Origin of the sequence: Brevibacillus fluminis, assembly GCF_052072235.1 — a bacterium.
GTDB classification, from domain to species: domain Bacteria; phylum Bacillota; class Bacilli; order Brevibacillales; family Brevibacillaceae; genus Brevibacillus_D; species Brevibacillus_D fluminis_A.
Genome location: NZ_CM125436.1, coordinates 5,230,578 through 5,247,512 on the forward strand (window position 1 = coordinate 5,230,578; position 16,935 = coordinate 5,247,512).

Below are 16,935 nucleotides of genomic sequence, written 5' to 3' on the forward strand. Positions count from 1 at the left end.
CGTGATAAAGGACAGGCTTACCGCTCCACAGGTAACCGTCGTGCTGTTCGGCGCGGTGGTTGGTGTCGGAGTGCTTTCCCTCCCGCGGCTTGTCGCAAGCAAGGCAGGCGTCGACAGCTGGATCGACATTTTGCTGGCAGGCTTGATCGCGATCTTGATTGTGAGCGTGATCAGCTTCATCGGGACGCGCTATCCCGAGCAAAGCTTGATCCACTATGGACCGCTGCTGTTCGGGAAGTGGCTGGGAACGTTGGTGCTGGTCATTTTTCTCTTGTATTTCCTGCTGTTCGTCGGCATGGTTGTCCGTGTCTCGGCCGATGTGACCAAGCTGTTCCTCCTCGATTTGACACCGATGGAGGTCATCGTCATCGGGCTTTTGTCGCTGAGTACCTATGTAGTGCAGCATGGGATCAACGCGATCGCGCGATTTAACGAGCTGTTTCAGCCGCTCTCCCTGCTTCTGCTGCTGCTCGTGCTGACGCAAACGCTGCGCGACGCCGATTTCGGACGCCTCTTGCCCGTGCTGGGAGACGGCTTGGGGCCTGTGCTGAGAGGCTTGCCCACGACGTCGTTCTCGTTTCTTGGCTTTGAGATGCTGCTGTTCATTTTGCCATTCATGGAAAAGCCGGAGCGTTCCCGCACCGCAGCCATCGTCTCCCTGTTGATCGTCACAGGTCTTTATACGATCGTGACGGTCATCTGCATCGCCGTCATGGGAGCACCGGAAGTGACGCTGTTGCTGTACCCAACCTTGACCGTGATCAAAAACATCGAGGTGCCGGGCGCTTTCATCGAACGCCTCGATTCCATCATGATGCTGGTCTGGATTCCGTTCACCGTCACGACCATCATGCTGTTCCATTACTGTGCCAGCCTGATTGCCTCGCAGCTGTTCAAGATGCAGGAGCAGCGCGTGATCAGCATGCTGTTTTTTCCTGTCGTCTTTTTGATCGCGGTTTTGCCGCGCAATGACTTTGAGGTGAGCAACCTCAGCGATGTCGTCAGCTGGGTTGGGATGGCGATGACCATCTTCACGCCGCTATCCATGTCGGTCGTCTACCTTTGGAAAAACAGGAGGGCCAAATCATGAAGCTGTGGTCGCTGCCTTGTCTGTGCGTCATCCTCTTCGTCTCCCTGCTCCTCGCCGGGTGCTGGGATCGTGTTGAGATTCAGGACCGCCTCTTTGTCATGGGCGTTGGAATCGACAAGCTGCCGAGCAAGGACAAAAAGAAGACCCGATACCGGCTAACCGTTCAATTGACCGAGGCGCAGGCTCTTTCAGGGAAGGTGAAGAACCCTAACATCGCACCGATCTGGAACATCAGCACGGTCGGAGAGTCGATTTTTGAATGCATCCGGTTAACCGCCACCCGAATTGCGCGAAAGCCGTTTTATGAGCACCTCCAGGTGGTTGTGATCGGCGAAGAATTGGCCCGGGAAGGAATTGAGAAGCCGCTCGACCTCTTCTTGCGCGACCAGGAAATGCGGCGCAAAATCAAGCTGGTGATTGCCAAAGGAGAAGCGAAGGATGTGCTGGAGGTGCGTCCACGGCTGATGCCCGTCCCCGCGCGCTATATCAGCATGCTTACGGAGGAAGCGCAGGTGAAGACCACACGCATCCCGCTCATGTCCGCAGTCGGCGAGTTCACCAGCAATCTGCACGCTGGTGCGGACAGCTTGCTGCCGCAGATCGAACCGAACTACCGGGAAGTAAGGTTTTCCGGGGGAGCTGTTTTCAAACAAGATAAACTGGTCGGATGGCTCAGCGGTGAGGAAGTCAAAGCGCATCGGTGGATCGTCGGCACGAAAAGCGCAGGAGACGAAGTGATCTTTCTCGAAAACGGAAAATATTCCACATTTGAGGTCAAATCAAGCCGTGCCACCATTCACGCTGCAATGCGGGATAGCCGGCCAGTCTTTCAAATCCGCCTCCAGATTGAAGGGCATATCGCGGAGGACGGATTCAACCGCAACCCCACATTACAAAAAATCAGGGAGAAGGAACAACTGCTCAGCAAAAAAATCAAAAAAGATTTGGAAACTCACATCCGGAAGGTACAGCAGGTGTACCAGGCTGATATTTTTGGATTCGGGGAGCAGTTGCGCAGGCACCACTACAAATACTGGAAGGCGCACAAGAAAGATTGGCCGCAGGTTTTCAAAGATGCAGAGGTTGCGGTGCAAGTCGAAACGTCAATCCGCCGCATCGGACAAACTAAATAAACAGAAAATGAGAAACCAGCACGATTCCCGACACGATCATGCAGACGATCCCGCCGATTCTCGCCCATGCTGCATCCATCGTCAGCTGCCTGCTCTTGTAAGCCGGATACGTGCGAAAGCGCAGCAACAGTCCCATCACGAGGAAGATGAACGTGAGATAATAGGATGTGAGCGACTCTACGAAGCCGATGATAAGAGAAAAGTTCAACCGGTCCACCTCGCTTTTTTCCCTAGTATGAACGGATTCGGATTCGCTATTCCAACATCATCCAGACTGCCGTTGAACATGGGCGAAAACGGCAGCCCCCTCTTGCAAGAGTGCCGCAAGTCGCTTATGATTAACATGTTTAAAACTTTAAACATATCAGGTGATGGCATGGAGCGCGCGGCATGCACGAACAAGGAGCGCATTCTGGAAAAGCTGCAGCAGGGCACGCTCGTCTTTCAGGCACTGGGCGATGTGAACCGCCAGCAGATTCTGGCTCTCCTCCTCAATCAGGGCAGCTTGAATGTAAACCAGATTACCGAGCAGATCGACTTGTCTCGCCCGGCGGTTTCACACCATCTCAAAATATTGAGACAAGCTGGTCTGGTCGCTTTTCTTAAAAGCGGAAAAGAAAAATATTACACCTTAAGCGGCCAAATCAGGGAATCACTGCTCCCGGTTAAAGAGCTGATCAACACAATTGAAGAAGGATGAACCGTCCGCTGCGGCATGACGGAAATAGAGTGCGCCACGCACTTTTTTTACACACGATATGTTTAAAAGTTTAAACATGATGAAACGAAGAGGTGGAGAAGATGAAAGCAATCGTATTTGGCGCAACCGGTTTTATCGGCAGCCATGTGGTGGAACAGCTTCATGCAGCAGGACATGACGTGACGGCTGCCGTCCGCTGCACGAGCAACACGTTGTTTTTGGAAAGGCTGGGCGTCCCGATGGTCACGGTCGATTTCGATCAACCAAGCGAAATCAGCATTGCGATCCGCGGGCATGACACCGTGTACAATTGCACCGCTGACGCCAAGCTCGATACCAGCATTTCGCTCGATGCGGCGATTGAGGTCAAGCTGACGCGGACACTCGCCGAAACGTCGGCCTTACTCGGCGTTTCGCGCTTCATCCAGCTGAGCACCATCGTTCTTTACGATTTCCGCACAGGCGAACCGATGGATGAAGCGTATCCCACGCAGCCCGAATTCCCGATCCAGCAGCTAGCCCTCGCACGCGAAGCCGTCGTCTCCGAGGTTGCCGCCCAAACCGGGCTGGATATCACGATTTTGCGACCGGCCAGCGCAATCGGTCCACGCGACATCACCTCTTTCTTTTCCCGTCTGTTCGGCGCCTACTCCCTCGGGACGTTTCCGCTGATCAAAGATGGCTCGGGCAAAGTCTCGCTCGTCGACACCCGCGACATCGGGCGCGCGATGGTGTGGTTAGGCACAAGCGAGAAGCCTGAGCGCGACCCCGGCGTCTATCTGCTCAAAGGATTCGATACGACGTGGCAGCAGCTGAAAGACGAGATCGACCGATGCACCGGTACAGTCGCCCCGGTCCTCTCCATCCCCGAACAGCTGACTGCCGAGCAGATGGCGAGCTACCGCGTCAATCCGTTCATGGTCAAAAGCTTTACCGTCGATCGGATCTGGAATGATAACAAGATCAGAGCAAGCGGCTTCCGAACAATGTACTCGTTGCGCGAATCTGTGGCGACATCGGTGCAGGAGCTTATGAACCGCAGCCTTTCAGCGGAAAAATCATAACTGCTGTCCTACGATCGGGCATGGCCCGGCTGATTGCGTTTTTGCCATGTCGCGGCATGCGCTCCCGCCAGAACATGCCCGATCCCCACTGGAGGGTTGGACAGACAGAACGGCGATCATTCCGGCAAAATGCGGCGTGTGCAGCTCAACGCTTCTGGCGATCAGGATGGACAGGAGGACTGCCAGGGACGTTTTTATCACTCGTGCCCCGATCAACACGGCTCCCCTCCTTGTATTTCGGATCATACGTCTTTGACGCGGACTTTTTCTGTTTGTTGAGCTGCCTCATGATCACATCATACAAATACCCCATGTTTCCCCTCCTTTTCCGTATGCAATGGCGCGAACGATTCTGTTGTATTTTAATGTTATATTTCCTGACATGATTTATTTAATTCGGATTTTACACAACAACCCGATTGTTTTCAACATGAATTATGTAATATTTTATTACACGAATATTTACAAACTTCATAAATACATTCATTTGTCAGAATATATAACATCACATCAACTTCTCGCCGATGCATGGGGGATTCTCTCGGAAATGACAAAGGGGCTGTCTCAAAAGCCGGTTTTTCGACTTGGAGACGCCCCTGCATCCTTCGATGTAAATGCCCTTACTTCCCCGCTGTCTGCACAGCAGCGCGGCAGTCGCATGAGGCAATGTGATCGTTGACCATGCCGACCGCTTGCATGAATGCGTAGCAGATGGTGGAGCCGACGAATTTGAAGCCGCGCTTCTTCAAGTCCTTGCTCATTTTGTCGCTGATCGGGGTGGAGGCCGGCACCTCGCTCATGCTTTGAAAATCATTGATAAGCGGGCTTCCTCCCACGAACGACCAGATGTAGTCGCGAAACGAACCGAACTCCTCCTGCACCCGCAAAAAAGCGCGAGCGTTTTCGATCACGGCATTGACCTTGAGACGGTTGCGAACGATGCCTTCGTTTTGCAGCAGCTCCTCGATTTTTCGCTCGTCATAGGCGACGATCTTCTCGGCATCGAAATTGTCAAACGCTTTGCGGTAGTTCTCCCGTTTTTTGAGAATCGTATACCAGCTGAGCCCTGCCTGGGCACCTTCCAGATTCAAATACTCGAACAGCAGCCGATCATCGTAAACAGGCACCCCCCACTCCTTGTCGTGGTAGTCCATATACAGCGGGTCCTGCGTCACCCATCCGCATCGGTTCATTTCGATTCCCCCTATAACGAAAAATAACGAACGTATATTCCCTTTTATCATAGCGCTTTTTTCCAGCTTGTTCAAGATCTCGCCCTCGTAACTGGGACAAAATTGAAACGGACCGGCCCCGAGCGAGCCGATCCCCTTTCTCACAAACGATAGTCTCTCCCTTTACGCAGACAGCTGCTGCTGCCTGTTTCGATTGAGCCTGTGAATGACCTGAAAAAACAACAAGATGCTGATTAGGCCGATTGCGCCGAAGAAGACGCCCATGGTGACCGGCGAAACGACCGATCCAGCCGTGATGCACAAGGATGCGATGATTCGCGCCCCCTGGAAAACCAGCGTATTGACCGCCATGTACGAACTCCTGGCATCATCGGGAATGAGTTGGGCGAGATACGCTTGCCGTACCGGCCACGGGTATTGCCTGCCGCGATGTGTGATGACGCATTTGCAAATGGCGGCAGACAGTGTATGATCGGCTTTGAGACTCCCACGGCTAAAGCCGCAAGCTGACACCTTCGGTATCAGTGGGATTCTTGGGTGGTAGTCGGAAGTGCATTTCTGCTATCCGTAGTTCCCCCAAGTTTAGGGCTGTCTCATCAGCCCGTCCTAAGACAGTGCATCTAGCATCTTAGGCTGACAGACTGTTACCATCTGCCACAGGTTGACGCATGATATTGATAGCTCCAACCCGATCACGATGAGTTTTGAATCCGCATGAACATTCGTACCTTCTGTCTTTCGCTTTGTTCTTCTCTCTACAGGCAGGACAAGATTGAGAAGTGTAGGCAGGATTGACCTCCACAACCTGTATACCAGAAAGATTTGCTTTGTAGGAGATGAACTGCTGAAGCTGATAGAATGTCCAACTATGCAGATTCCTTGCGTTTTTACGGCTTGTTCTTGCCGTTTTGCGAATATTCTTTAGTCGCTCAAGCTTGATTATGGACACACCTTCCTGAATGGCTGTATTGACAATTTGACGACTTATCTTATGGTTTTGATCTTTCATCCAACGTTGTTCTTTGTTGCCAAGTTTGCGAATGGCAGACAACTTTTTGAGTTTCCCTAATTTACGTCTACGTTGTTGGTACTTTCTTCGTATGTACTTGTTCTGTCTGCCGTTTCCGAAGAATCGGGTTTTACCTGTAGAAGTGACAGCAACAGCAGGAACTTTCAAACCAAGATCAATACCCATGATGGTTTCGTTGTTTGTTACGCTTGTAGGCACTTCTACCGAAATTTGAGCGTACCATTTCCCTGACTTTTCAACGATACGCATCAATCCAGATTTTCCTTTGCCTAACCATTCCCTATCTCGGCTCGTCATCGTAGCACAAAACGTTGTTTTCTTCGCCTTTCCATCTGTAACGATCGGGAAGGCAACTGTATTTTCGGATACCGTGTAGTTTTGATTGTTGATGAAATAGACAGGTTTTTTCAGAATGGGGCGAGTCCCCAACTTCCTGATTTTTCGGTATACACTCTTGGCATCACGAATGGCTTGATTACAGACGGCAGAGGGGAGTTGGGATTCTACATCTTTGGTTGTCACTTTCGGAAACACTCCAAGTTGTTCCGCCTGTTCACTCAGTTGGTTAACTACCCGAATATACTCTTTTCCTAATTGGCGTAGAACATCTGGATGATCAGGGAAAATTCGGATTTTTACAGTTAATGATTGCATGAGCTCACCCCCTTTTCTTTTGTTCTTCGACATAACGTTGTACTGTTTCGCTTGATACGTTTCCTGCTGTACTTACGAAAAAAGAGCGTGTCCACAGACTCGGCAAATGAGCAAGATGCTTACATTCTTGCCTCAATATTCGAGATGACACTCCTTTCACTTTTGCCATTATGTCTGATGGAGAGTCAGTGGGAAGACAGTTCAGGAACAGATAGACATGATCCGGCATGACTTCCATTGCTACAATACGCCAGTCGTTCTCTTGGCATATCATCTCAAGTAGTTCCTTGAATCGAATTTCCACCTGTGTCACTAACACTTTTCTTCGATAACGAGGGCAAAAAACAAAATGATAGTTGATGAGAGATACTGTGGTAGCTGTACGTCTATATTCTTGTCCCATATGACTATTGTATCAGTACTATAATCAAACTGATACGATAAATTTAAAAAGAATAGCACTCACACATGTGCTATGTGTTTGCCCTGCCCATCCCACGATTGAAACCGTGGGCTTTCAATCGGCAATTACTGTAAATTCACCGGAAAGAGGTTTTCGCTATGGATACCGACTATTTTTACAGCTTTCTCGAAACCGCGCGGCAAAAAAGCATTTCGAAAGCGAGTGAAAAGCTGAATCTTTCCCCTCCGGCCCTGAGCAAGCAAATCAAGCGGCTGGAGAGCTACTATGGCACTTCCTTGTTTTACCGGTCTACATCCGGCGTCGAGCTGACTCCAGGCGGTGAGCTTTTGGCGGAGCGGATTCAACCGCTGCTGCACGAGCTTGCCCACATTCAACGCGATATGCAAGCATGTCGGCAAAAGCGGCGCATCCGGCTCGGCACCTTGCCCAGCTTGGCCGCCCATTACTTGCCGAAGCGAATCGTGGCGATGGAAGCTGCCGCGATTGAGATTGAACTTGTCGTTCGCCCTACGTCATCCGAGATTTTCGCCCTGTTAAAAAAAGAAGAGCTGGATGCGGCGGTGATTGAACGCATCCCCACCCATAAGTCGCTGCGGGTTGTCGATCTGTTCGAGGAACGCTTTTACGCCGTCACCCGAACGTCCGACCCGCTGGCAAACGCCGCCTCCGTGTCACTTGGCGAGCTTGCCGACGTACCGCTCGTGATGTATCCGCCCGATTGCAGCGTGCGCAAAACGGTTGGCACGATCATGGCTACACACGGTCACGTCCCTGCCATCAAAACGGAAGTCGGCTTCGGTGATTTTTTGCTCGGCTTTGTCGCCGCTGGCGCAGGGATGGCGATCGTCCCCGAACTCGTCGCCTTGCACCTGCCCCATGCCGATTTGCAGGCGATGCCGATCGAGGAAGAAGCGGCAAAGCGGACGATTTCACTGATCTGGCATGCCGCTTCCCTCGAAAAAACCCTGCTTCGCTATTTTGCCTGAGCAGGGCCTTTTCTCTAATCATTCGACAGTCGCTTCACGTTTTGTGTGCGGCTGTTCATCGATTCCGAACAGTCGCAGTGACACATACGGATACGACTTGTACCGCAAAGCGATTTCGCGTTCCAACAGCGTCATCCGCTCGATCGTGCGGTTGTTCGCCAAGACGCCGCCATCGAGCAGACGAAACGGCAGCGGCGCAAACAAAGACAGCACCTGCCGCTTCGCGTCTTCCGCATCGCCCGTCACGAAACAATCGCTCACCATCCCTTGGTGCACAGGCTGGTCAAACACTTGGAAGTACGTGTTTTTGAACGCCCCTACGACAAATGTCTGCGGCAGCGCCTGCTGAATTTGCTCCGCCGCCGACGTGCCCCACGGGAGGCTGAAATCGGTGAAATCCTCTGTGAATGGATTGGTCACGTCGACCAGAATTTTTCCCGCCAGCCGTTCGCGGTTTGCTTCTGCCAATGGCAGCAAATGCCTCAGCCACAACGTGTGGATGATGACCTCGCTCTGTAGCGCCGCTTCATAGGTGCAAACCTCGACATGTGACAATCCCGCTTCTTTTTCAATTAACGCGGCCAGCTTTTGCGGATCGCGCGTTCCCCAACGCAAGCGGCTGACATGGGGCGCAAGCGTCTTTACCAGCGCCTTGCCCATCCGTCCTGTGCCCAAAACACTTACACGATTCTCCATCATTGCTTCCCCCTCTTTCGTATATCGAGTATAGTACGGGGGTCCGCACGGGAGAATGTCGACTATGTTCCATGCTTTAAACCGTTGGTTCAGGCCCGGGCTCAAGCCGGGTGAGCGCACCGAACATTTGCGAGGCGGTCGTGAAGCAAATATAGGCGAGCAACTCGGCAATCTCCTGCTCATCGAACGCCTCGCGCAGCACATCGAATACGGCATCATCGATTCGCTGATGGCCTTCCAGCACGATGCCTGCAAATGCGACGGCGAGTGATTCACGCGGATCGATGTGCAGATCCGCAGGCTTCCCTTTTGCCATGCAGTATTCGCAGCCATTGCCGAATGCCAGTGTCCGGCGCACCTGCTCCTTCAGCTCCGCCGACAGCCTGCCGCCGGAAAAGGTCTCCCCCAATGCGTTCCACCCTGCCAAAATCGCTTCGTTATGACCCAAAAGACGCTGGAAAGGCGTTGCCCCGTTTGCGGAAAAAGAAATGCGTGCCATAAGAATACCTCCGTTACAATGAGTGTAGATAAAGCTGTATATCTATGATATTTGTAAAGAAAGAGCGTTCACACTCCATTTGAAACGCAATTTACACATCTGCATTTCGTTTGCAACAAAATCAACTCACGGAGGTTTCCATATGGATCAAACCGACATCAAGATTTTATCTGAGCTGCAATTGGACAGCAGGCTGTCCATCCGCGAGCTGGCCAAGCGGATTAACCTGTCCGCTCCATCTGTGGCGGAGCGGGTGCGGAAGCTGGAGGACCAGGGGATCATCGAAGGCTACACGATCAAGATCAACCGAAAAAAAATGGGCTTCCCGCTCGAATGCTTCGTCATGCTCACGATGAAAACCGGCGAATACGAGCGCTTCAGCCGATTTATCGCCAGCTATCCGGACAGCGAATTTTGCTACCGGATTGCGGGGGACGCCTGCTTTCTCGTGAAGCTTTCCGCCCGTTCCATGGAACAGATTGAAGCCTTCATCAACACCGTAACCCCTTTCGCCGCCACCAAAACGCAGTTTGTTTTTTCGCAGGTCGAGGTCGACACCAATGTGAGGAAAGCGGTTAGCGAGCTTGCATGATCGTTTCATTTGAATGCCTGATCTGCCTTGCCATCCGAAAACAGCGTTGAACAGGACGATGCTGGAGCATTTTTCACAGGGTTCGATTTTTTACTCGGCGTTCCCATCATGGTGCAGCTGAAAAACCAATTGCCGCTGCTTTTCATTTGGTATAGAATTTTCTGCAACATACACAATGGGTGGGATCATCAATGGTACATTTTTCGCTTTTTGTCCTGATGGCGACGCTTCTCGTCATCTTGCCTGGCCCTGATACCGGCTTGACGACCCAAAACACGATCTTGCACGGTAAAAAAGGCGGGTTCCAGACGATGCTGGGAATTTCGTGCGGGCTCGTCATTCATACGGCAGCGGCCGTACTCGGCCTATCCGCCATCCTGGTCAAATCCGCTGTCCTGTTCTCCCTCTTCAAATACGCCGGCGCCGTCTATTTACTGTACCTCGGCGTTAAATCGCTCTGGGCATTAAAAAACAAAGCCGCCCAGGAGCCGGACGAATCCGGCGGGCACAAGCACCAGGGCAAATCGAGCTTCCGCCAAGGATTTCTCACGAATTTGCTCAATCCCAAAGTTGCTGTTTTTTTCCTGACGTTCCTTCCCCAATTCGTCGACACGCATAGCAACACGCTGTGGCAATTTCTGCTGATGGGCATGACGTATACCGCCATCACGATCGCCTGGTTCCTGCTCTACGTGCTCTTGATCGATACGCTGAGCGTGTGGATGAAAAAGCCGTCCGTCCAGCGCGCGATCCAGGGTGTAAGCGGATTGGTACTGGTCGGCTTCGGCATTCGGCTTGCGTTGGAAAAACGGCCATAAATCGGAACCAAATTTGTCCCTGAAAACGGCACAAGGGAAAGCCGGACACTCCTTCCGGCTTTCCCTTTATCCTTTTTATGGCTGTGGGTGCGCACCAATCGGCAGCACGACCGTAAACACGGTGCCTTCCCCCGGCGTGCTCGCCACCTCGATCCGCCCCTGATGCATCTCGACGATTTTTTTCACGATCGACAAGCCGAGCCCGCTGCCGCCCAGGCGATGGTTCCGGGATTTGTCCACTTTGTAAAACCGTTCGAAAATATGCTCGAGATCTTCTGCCGCAATTCCGATGCCGCTATCGGAGATGCGGACGACGGCCTCACCATCCCGCCGATGAAGCTGGACGCCGATCGTGCCTGCATGTGGCGTGAACTTGATGCTGTTGTGCAAAAGATTGACCCACACCTGGCTCAGCAAATCTTCATCCGCCACGATCGTGATGTCCGCAAGCGATGCGGCCATTTCGATGTCTTTTTCCAGCCATTGCGGCTCACACGTCAGCACGATGCTGCGCAGCTGCTTGTCGAGCCGGAACGCTTTTTTGTCAAACGGATGGTGCTCCGATTCAAGCGAGGTCAGCTTCAGCAAGTTGTCGCTCAGCTTGGACAGACGCAAGCTCTCGGCCTCGATGATGCCCAGATAGTGCGCGCGTTCTTCCGGGCCGAGCCGCTCGTTTTGCAGCGCCCGCGCGAATCCGCTGATCGAGGTAAGCGGCGACTGAATCTCGTGCGAGACGTTGGAGATGAATTCCTGGCGCATTTGCTCCATCTGCCCCAGCTCGACCGCCATGTTGTTGATGCTGTGGGCCAGCGCATTGATCGGGTGGTCTTCATCGCCCTGAATGTTCAGGTTGATATTGTAGTCCCCTTTGGAAATCCGCCGGATCGCATCGAGCAGCATATGGATGCCGCGCATCCGTTTGGGATGAAACAAGCGACCGATGATGTTTGCCACCGCACCCAGGAGAAAAATGCCGACCAAACCGGTCAGGACTTGCCGAAAATAGTCCGCCAACTGAATGTCAAACTTGCGGTACACATACTCGGTCAGATAATAAGCGGCCCACCAGCTGGCGCACAAAGCGGCGACGATGGCGATGAACCCGAGCACATGGCGGACGACATGCCAAAACTTTTTCAAGCGAGCACCTCCAGGCGGTACCCCAGCCCGCGGATCGTCTTGATCCGAAACGAATGGCGTTCCTCAGGAAAGCGTTCGCGCAGCCGTTTGATGTGGACGTCCACGGTACGCTCGTCGCCTTCGTAATCATAGCCCCAAATTTGCTCAATCAGCAGCTCGCGGGACAGCGTTTTGCCAGGATAGCTGGCTAGCTTGAACAGCAGATCGAATTCTTTTAACGGCAGCGTCATGCTTTTGCCCTCGCAGAAAACTTCGTATGTTTTGCGGTCCAAGGTCAGCTCGCCGATCTGCACCGTCTGCGAGATCGAAATCCGGTAGCGCTTGAGCAGCGCCTTCACCCGCACCACCAGCTCCGCCGGCTCAAACGGCTTTACGAGGTAGTCGTCGGTGCCCAGCTCGAAGCCTTTCACCTTTTGCGTCGTCTCCCCTTTTGCCGTCAGCATGAGCAGCGGCAAATCGTAAAACTCGCGCAGCTCCCGGCACAGCGTCCAGCCATCCATATTCGGCATCATAATATCGAAAATCACCATGTCGACCTTGACCGATTCCAGCAGGGCGAGCGCATCGACGCCATCGCCCGCTTCATATACGTCAAAGCCTTCATTGCGCAAAAACAGCGCGACCAACTCGCGGATATTGATGTCATCATCTACAACCAACAGCTTCGTCACAGCTTCTCGCCTCCTTTACGCATGCTCCTTCATCCGCAGCTGCTGCGTCGCGAATTCATGGTACATCGCATGGGTGGAAAGCAGCTCTTCATGCGTGCCGCTCCCAGTAATTTTCCCTTTTTCCATAAACAAAATTTGGTCGGCATCAACGATGGTCGAAAGCCGGTGGGCAATGACCAGTGTCGTGCGCCCTTTCATCAAGTTTTTCAACGCTTTCTGCACAACAATCTCCGATTTGCTGTCCAGGCTGGAGGTGGCTTCATCAAGCATCAAGATTTTCGGGTCGCGCAGCAAGGCCCGCGCGATGGCGATCCGCTGGCGCTGTCCGCCCGACAGCTTGATGCCCCGTTCGCCCACCTCTGTCTCGTATTTATTCGGAAGATCCTCGATAAATCCTTTGGCATACGCCATCTCAACCGCGCGCTCCAGCTCGTCGTCGGGTATCGGACGGTCGACGCCGTAGCAGATGTTTTCACGGATCGTGCCTGCGATGATCGGACTCTCCTGCGAGACGTAGCCGATCTGCCTGCGCCACGATTCCAGCGAAAAGTCGCTAATCTCGTCCACGCCCAGCCGGATGGTACCGCCGCTCGGCTGATAATACCGCTCCAGAAGGGAAAACAGCGTCGTCTTGCCGCTGCCGCTCGGCCCCACGACCGCCGTCACTTTCCCCGGCTGGGCGGTGAAGCTGACATCGCGCAAAATCGGCCCGCCATTTTCATAGGCAAATGTGACATGCTCGACACGGATCGGCTGCTTCGCATTTTCCACTTCATGGCCTTTCGCGTACTCTTCCGCTTCGACCGCGAGAATGCCGACGATGCGCTCCGTCGCGCCCATCGTTTTTTGCAGCTGGGTGAAAAACATCGTCAGCTGGCCCATCGGCATGATGATTTGGATCAGGTACAAAATGAACGCCACCAACCCTCCGGCTGTCAGCGCGCCGCTTGATACGCGCATGCCGCCGTAGCCGATGATCACCACGAGCAGCATCATCAGCACAAACGAGACGATCGGTGCGATCATCGCCTGGATTTTGGACTCTTTCAGCCCGAAGTGCAGGAGCGCCGCAATCCCTTTCTTCCCGTTGCCGTATTCCCGTTCTTCGGCGTTCGAAGACTTGACCAGACGGATTTCGGAGAGCACCTGTGTCAATACAGCGGAGAGCTTGGCCGTTTCATCCTGAAGTCCCCGCGCGATCAGGCGCATCCGTCGCCCCAGCGGGAACAGGATGCCGAGAGCCACCGGCACTGCCGTCAGCATGATTAAAGTCATTCGCCAGTCAAGGTAAAACAGCACCGCGATCGATCCCGTGATGGAAATGACGCCGCTGAGAAAGTTGGACAAATGCTCCGTGATCAGCTGTTTGACCAGCCCCGTGTCATTGGTCATCCGGCTGATCGTCTCGCCCGTTTGGTGGTTGTCATAGTAGCTTACCGGCAAGGACAGCAGCTTTTTCCACAGCCGGTCCCGCAGGCTTGCCACGATGTTTTGGCCGACATGGTTGAGCATGTAGGTCGATAGCCCGAGCGCGATGGCCTGCGCGAGAAAAGCCGCAGCCAACAGGACGATTTGCGAGGCGCTGATCGTAGAGATGGAAAAGCTGTCGACCAATCTGCTGGTGCCAAGCGGGATCGCCAGACCAACCAGCGTCGTCGCCACGCTCATGAACAGCGCGGTGGCGAGCAGCAGCTTGGATGGGCGGGTTTCTTTGATCAGATGGTAAAAAGCTTGCCAGCCTCCTGCTTGTTTTGTTTCGGGTTGCTTCATCTGTCGTATCTCTCCTTTGCGTTTTGTATCGTTGGCCCGAAGGCTCATTGCTGTTTTCGTTTGCATGGAAAAGATACGATAGTTTTATGAACTGAATGTGAATTGAGGGGTGGGGTGCAGGAGCCGGGATTTTTGCCAGAAAGCTGCGCGAAAGGCATGTCGATGCCTGCTGGGGGATTGACTGGACGGCTCCGCGGAAAAAAGGGAAACCGCGCCCAAAAGCCACTCGCTGCGCGGCGGATGTATCGCAAGGAGGCCATTGGGCGCGAAGAGCGTTTCCCTTTTTTCCGCTCCGCCTGGGAGGCATCGCCAAAGCTTTCGCTCCGCTTTCTGGCAAAAATCCCTCACTGCAGTGGTCGAGCGGAATGGGTAAAAACATTAAAAACAAAAAAGCAGTACCTCGTTTACACTTTGGTACTGCGCGGAAGTTTAATCGAGAAGACCGTTCCATGGTCCGGCTCACTCTGCACTTCGATCTCTCCGCCTGAGCGTTTGATGATTTTATGGCTGATGGCGAGTCCTAGTCCGCTGCCGGAAGCGGTGCGGGTTCTTGATTTGTCGCCTTTGTAAAAGCGCTCGAAAATGTGTGGCACATCTTCAGGGGCGATTCCGCAGCCGGTGTCGGCTACCGTCACGACGATCATTTTGTCGGCGCGTATGGATACGGAGATGGTGCCGTGCGGCTGGGTGAATTTGATGCTGTTGGCGATCAGGTTGATCCAAACCTGATTGAGCAGCGACGGGTCGGCGATGATCTGGGTTTCCGGCAAATCAAGCTCCACATTCAACTGCTTCTCGCGCCACTGCTGCTCCAACAGCAGCACGACCTGCCGGATCTGCTCGTCAAGGCGGTATTGCTTTGGCTCGAACAAGCCTGTCTCCTTTTCGAGAGACGCGAGGACAAGCAGCTGCTTGCTGAGTGAGGCCAAGCGCCTGCTCTCCTCCTCGATGATGCCGAGGTAAACCTCCTGCTGTGCCGCGTCGACTTCCCCAGTCCGAATCGCTTGGGTGAAGCCCTGGATGGACGTGAGCGGCGACTGGATTTCGTGCGAGACGTTGGAGACGAACTCTTGCCGCATCTCATCCAGCTGCTTGAGGGCTGTCGTCATCTTCTCGAAATGGGTGGCCAGCGTGCCAATCTCATCCTTGCGCGAAATATCCAACCCGATCGCATAATCGCCGCCTGCGATTTTTTCCGTCGCCCGCGTCAGCTTTTTGATCGGCCACACCAGATAGCGGGTAAACACGAGAATGAAGAGGATGCTCAGCACGAAAGTGGCGATCAAAAGCACGGTCAGCATGATCTGCACCTCGCCGAACTGCCCTTCCGTATTCGGGCGCAAAAACATTGCATATGTCTTGTGATCGGAGTGGATCGGCAGGCCGATGCTGTTCGTCAGCGTATTTTCAAAAAAGCCGGTCACCATCAGCCCGTGCTTTTCCTCCGTAATCCCGCGATACATCCCCCCTGCCAACACGCGCTGCACATGCTCCGGTGCAATCGTCTTATCACGGAACGGCGCGCCGAAAAAAGTGCCTTTTCCATTCTCATCGACCAGATAAATCTGATAGTTGATGCCGCCGATCCGTTGAAAAAATTCGTTCAGCCCAAGCGTGCCTTTCTCCTGATACAAATCGACGATGTCCTCGCCGATTCGCGTCAGCTTCTGTTCATTGAAGGCTTTCAAGTTTTGCTGATAATACCCGTTGGCGATGAAAAACCCCAGCAGGCTGCTAAGAAACACAATCCCGACAAACGTCACGACAAGCCGGACATAGAGCGATTTCATGGCGAGGCGACCTCGAGCTTGTAGCCAAGGCCCCGCACCGTCGCGATGGTGAAGTCGCCGTACGGATCAAAGCGTTCCCGCAGCCGTTTGATATGGACATCGATGGTCCGGCTGCCCCCGGCATAATCAGCGCCCCAAATCTGCTCCAAAAGCTGCTCCCGCGTAAAAATCCGGTCCGGGAAACTGGCGAGCTGCGCCAACAGCTCGAACTCTTTCAAAGGCAGATGCATCTGCTCTTCTCCCACACGCACGACATAGCTGTTGCGGTCGATCACCGTCCGATTGATCGTGATGACGTTGCGGCTGACCATCTGGTAGCGGCGCAGCAGCGCCTTGATCCGAAACAGCAGCTCGGCCGGCTCGAACGGCTTTGTCACATAATCGTCCGTACCGGCCAGAAAGCCTTTTTCTTTATCCTTTACGGTTCCTTTCGCCGTCAGCAAAATCACCGGAATGTCGTAATACTCGCGAATCTCCTGGCACAGCTCCCAGCCGCCCTTGCCAGGCAGCATGACGTCGACGACCGCCAGATGGATCTGTTCCTCCATCAGCAATCGCGTCGCCTCTTCTCCATCAGCTGCAGCCTGCACCCGATACCCTTCCTTTGTCAGGAAAAAGCGGAGCAGCTCGCGGATGTGGGGATCATCGTCCACAACCAGGATGCTGATTCTCATCGGATACCCTC

The 16,935-nt window shown here is 53.4% G+C and carries 20 protein-coding genes; 7 read left to right on the forward strand and 13 right to left on the reverse strand.

Going from position 1 to position 16,935, the window contains the following annotated elements:
- Position 1: 1 nt before the first annotated feature.
- Together ACTID9_RS25650 and ACTID9_RS25655 are read left to right on the forward strand one after the other, a co-directional pair.
- On the forward strand, positions 2 to 1,090 hold the full coding sequence (locus ACTID9_RS25650; protein ID WP_441067992.1) for a GerAB/ArcD/ProY family transporter: 1,089 nt from the start codon (positions 2 to 4) through the stop codon (positions 1,088 to 1,090).
- Complete coding sequence (locus ACTID9_RS25655; RefSeq protein ID WP_441067994.1) at positions 1,087 to 2,223, forward strand: Ger(x)C family spore germination protein; 1,137 nt, start codon at positions 1,087 to 1,089, stop codon at positions 2,221 to 2,223. Before ACTID9_RS25650 ends, ACTID9_RS25655 begins: the two co-directional genes overlap by 4 nt.
- Here the strand turns inward: ACTID9_RS25655 and ACTID9_RS25660 are convergent.
- Complete coding sequence (locus ACTID9_RS25660) at positions 2,216 to 2,431, reverse strand: CLC_0170 family protein (protein WP_441067996.1); 216 nt, start codon at positions 2,429 to 2,431, stop codon at positions 2,216 to 2,218. The two genes, ACTID9_RS25655 and ACTID9_RS25660, sit on opposite strands and share 8 nt — an antisense overlap.
- A 168-nt stretch (positions 2,432 to 2,599) precedes the next feature.
- On the opposite strand from ACTID9_RS25660, the gene ACTID9_RS25665 reads away from it, so the two are divergent.
- Together ACTID9_RS25665 and ACTID9_RS25670 are read left to right on the forward strand one after the other, a co-directional pair.
- Positions 2,600 to 2,923, forward strand: a complete 324-nt coding sequence (locus tag ACTID9_RS25665; RefSeq protein ID WP_441067998.1) for an ArsR/SmtB family transcription factor — start codon at positions 2,600 to 2,602, stop codon at positions 2,921 to 2,923.
- 101 nt (positions 2,924 to 3,024) lie between these two features.
- Complete coding sequence (locus ACTID9_RS25670) at positions 3,025 to 3,987, forward strand: NAD-dependent epimerase/dehydratase family protein (protein WP_441068000.1); 963 nt, start codon at positions 3,025 to 3,027, stop codon at positions 3,985 to 3,987.
- On the opposite strand, the gene ACTID9_RS25675 is transcribed toward ACTID9_RS25670, so the two are convergent.
- The 5 genes from ACTID9_RS25675 to tnpA form a co-directional block, all read right to left on the reverse strand.
- Entirely contained in the window at positions 3,982 to 4,206 is a 225-nt protein-coding gene (locus tag ACTID9_RS25675) for an aromatic acid exporter family protein (RefSeq protein WP_441068002.1), read from the reverse strand. The two genes, ACTID9_RS25670 and ACTID9_RS25675, sit on opposite strands and share 6 nt — an antisense overlap.
- Positions 4,207 to 4,607: 401 nt before the next feature.
- Positions 4,608 to 5,180, reverse strand: coding sequence for a DNA-3-methyladenine glycosylase I (locus tag ACTID9_RS25680; RefSeq protein ID WP_441068004.1), 573 nt, complete (start codon positions 5,178 to 5,180; stop codon positions 4,608 to 4,610).
- A 162-nt stretch (positions 5,181 to 5,342) separates the two neighbouring features.
- Positions 5,343 to 5,531 (reverse strand): hypothetical protein, encoded by a 189-nt coding sequence (locus ACTID9_RS25685; protein WP_441068006.1) that lies wholly within the window; start codon positions 5,529 to 5,531, stop codon positions 5,343 to 5,345.
- Between the two features lie 277 nt (positions 5,532 to 5,808).
- A complete protein-coding gene (locus ACTID9_RS25690) occupies positions 5,809 to 6,864 on the reverse strand; it encodes an RNA-guided endonuclease InsQ/TnpB family protein (protein ID WP_441068008.1) in 1,056 nt (351 codons plus the stop codon).
- A gap of 4 nt (positions 6,865 to 6,868) precedes the next feature.
- Positions 6,869 to 7,267, reverse strand: coding sequence for an IS200/IS605 family transposase (tnpA, locus tag ACTID9_RS25695; RefSeq protein WP_441068010.1), 399 nt, complete (start codon positions 7,265 to 7,267; stop codon positions 6,869 to 6,871).
- Positions 7,268 to 7,425: 158 nt separating this feature from the next.
- Between tnpA and ACTID9_RS25700 the strand changes: the two genes are divergently transcribed.
- A complete protein-coding gene (locus tag ACTID9_RS25700) occupies positions 7,426 to 8,274 on the forward strand; it encodes a LysR family transcriptional regulator (protein ID WP_441068012.1) in 849 nt (282 codons plus the stop codon).
- A gap of 18 nt (positions 8,275 to 8,292) precedes the next feature.
- Here the strand turns inward: ACTID9_RS25700 and ACTID9_RS25705 are convergent, their stop codons facing one another.
- Together ACTID9_RS25705 and ACTID9_RS25710 are read right to left on the reverse strand one after the other, a co-directional pair.
- The gene (locus ACTID9_RS25705) at positions 8,293 to 8,973 is read right to left on the reverse strand and encodes an NADPH-dependent F420 reductase (protein WP_441068014.1); all 681 of its coding nucleotides are present in this window, start codon (positions 8,971 to 8,973) and stop codon (positions 8,293 to 8,295) included.
- A 73-nt stretch (positions 8,974 to 9,046) separates the two neighbouring features.
- Positions 9,047 to 9,469, reverse strand: a complete 423-nt coding sequence (locus ACTID9_RS25710) for a carboxymuconolactone decarboxylase family protein (RefSeq protein WP_441068016.1) — start codon at positions 9,467 to 9,469, stop codon at positions 9,047 to 9,049.
- A 142-nt stretch (positions 9,470 to 9,611) separates the two neighbouring features.
- Here ACTID9_RS25710 and ACTID9_RS25715 point away from each other — a divergent pair, with 142 nt between their 5' ends.
- Complete coding sequence (locus ACTID9_RS25715) at positions 9,612 to 10,061, forward strand: Lrp/AsnC family transcriptional regulator (protein WP_441068018.1); 450 nt, start codon at positions 9,612 to 9,614, stop codon at positions 10,059 to 10,061.
- Positions 10,062 to 10,252: 191 nt separating this feature from the next.
- Positions 10,253 to 10,879, forward strand: coding sequence for a LysE family translocator (locus ACTID9_RS25720; RefSeq protein WP_441068020.1), 627 nt, complete (start codon positions 10,253 to 10,255; stop codon positions 10,877 to 10,879).
- A gap of 75 nt (positions 10,880 to 10,954) precedes the next feature.
- On the opposite strand, the gene ACTID9_RS25725 is transcribed toward ACTID9_RS25720, so the two are convergent.
- The 5 genes from ACTID9_RS25725 to ACTID9_RS25745 form a co-directional block, all read right to left on the reverse strand.
- A complete protein-coding gene (locus ACTID9_RS25725) occupies positions 10,955 to 12,019 on the reverse strand; it encodes a sensor histidine kinase (RefSeq protein WP_441068022.1) in 1,065 nt (354 codons plus the stop codon).
- Positions 12,016 to 12,690: a response regulator transcription factor gene (locus tag ACTID9_RS25730; RefSeq protein ID WP_441068024.1), complete on the reverse strand. Its 675-nt coding sequence runs from the start codon at positions 12,688 to 12,690 to the stop codon at positions 12,016 to 12,018. The genes ACTID9_RS25725 and ACTID9_RS25730 overlap by 4 nt, the downstream gene beginning before the upstream one ends.
- Positions 12,691 to 12,705: 15 nt before the next feature.
- Positions 12,706 to 14,460 carry an ABC transporter ATP-binding protein gene (locus tag ACTID9_RS25735; RefSeq protein ID WP_441068026.1) on the reverse strand — a complete coding sequence of 585 codons (1,755 nt, stop codon included), beginning with the start codon at positions 14,458 to 14,460 and terminating at the stop codon, positions 12,706 to 12,708.
- Between the two features lie 404 nt (positions 14,461 to 14,864).
- Positions 14,865 to 16,250 carry a sensor histidine kinase gene (locus tag ACTID9_RS25740; RefSeq protein WP_441068028.1) on the reverse strand — a complete coding sequence of 462 codons (1,386 nt, stop codon included), beginning with the start codon at positions 16,248 to 16,250 and terminating at the stop codon, positions 14,865 to 14,867.
- Positions 16,247 to 16,924 (reverse strand): response regulator transcription factor, encoded by a 678-nt coding sequence (locus tag ACTID9_RS25745; protein ID WP_441068030.1) that lies wholly within the window; start codon positions 16,922 to 16,924, stop codon positions 16,247 to 16,249. Before ACTID9_RS25745 ends, ACTID9_RS25740 begins: the two co-directional genes overlap by 4 nt.
- Positions 16,925 to 16,935 lie beyond the last annotated feature (11 nt).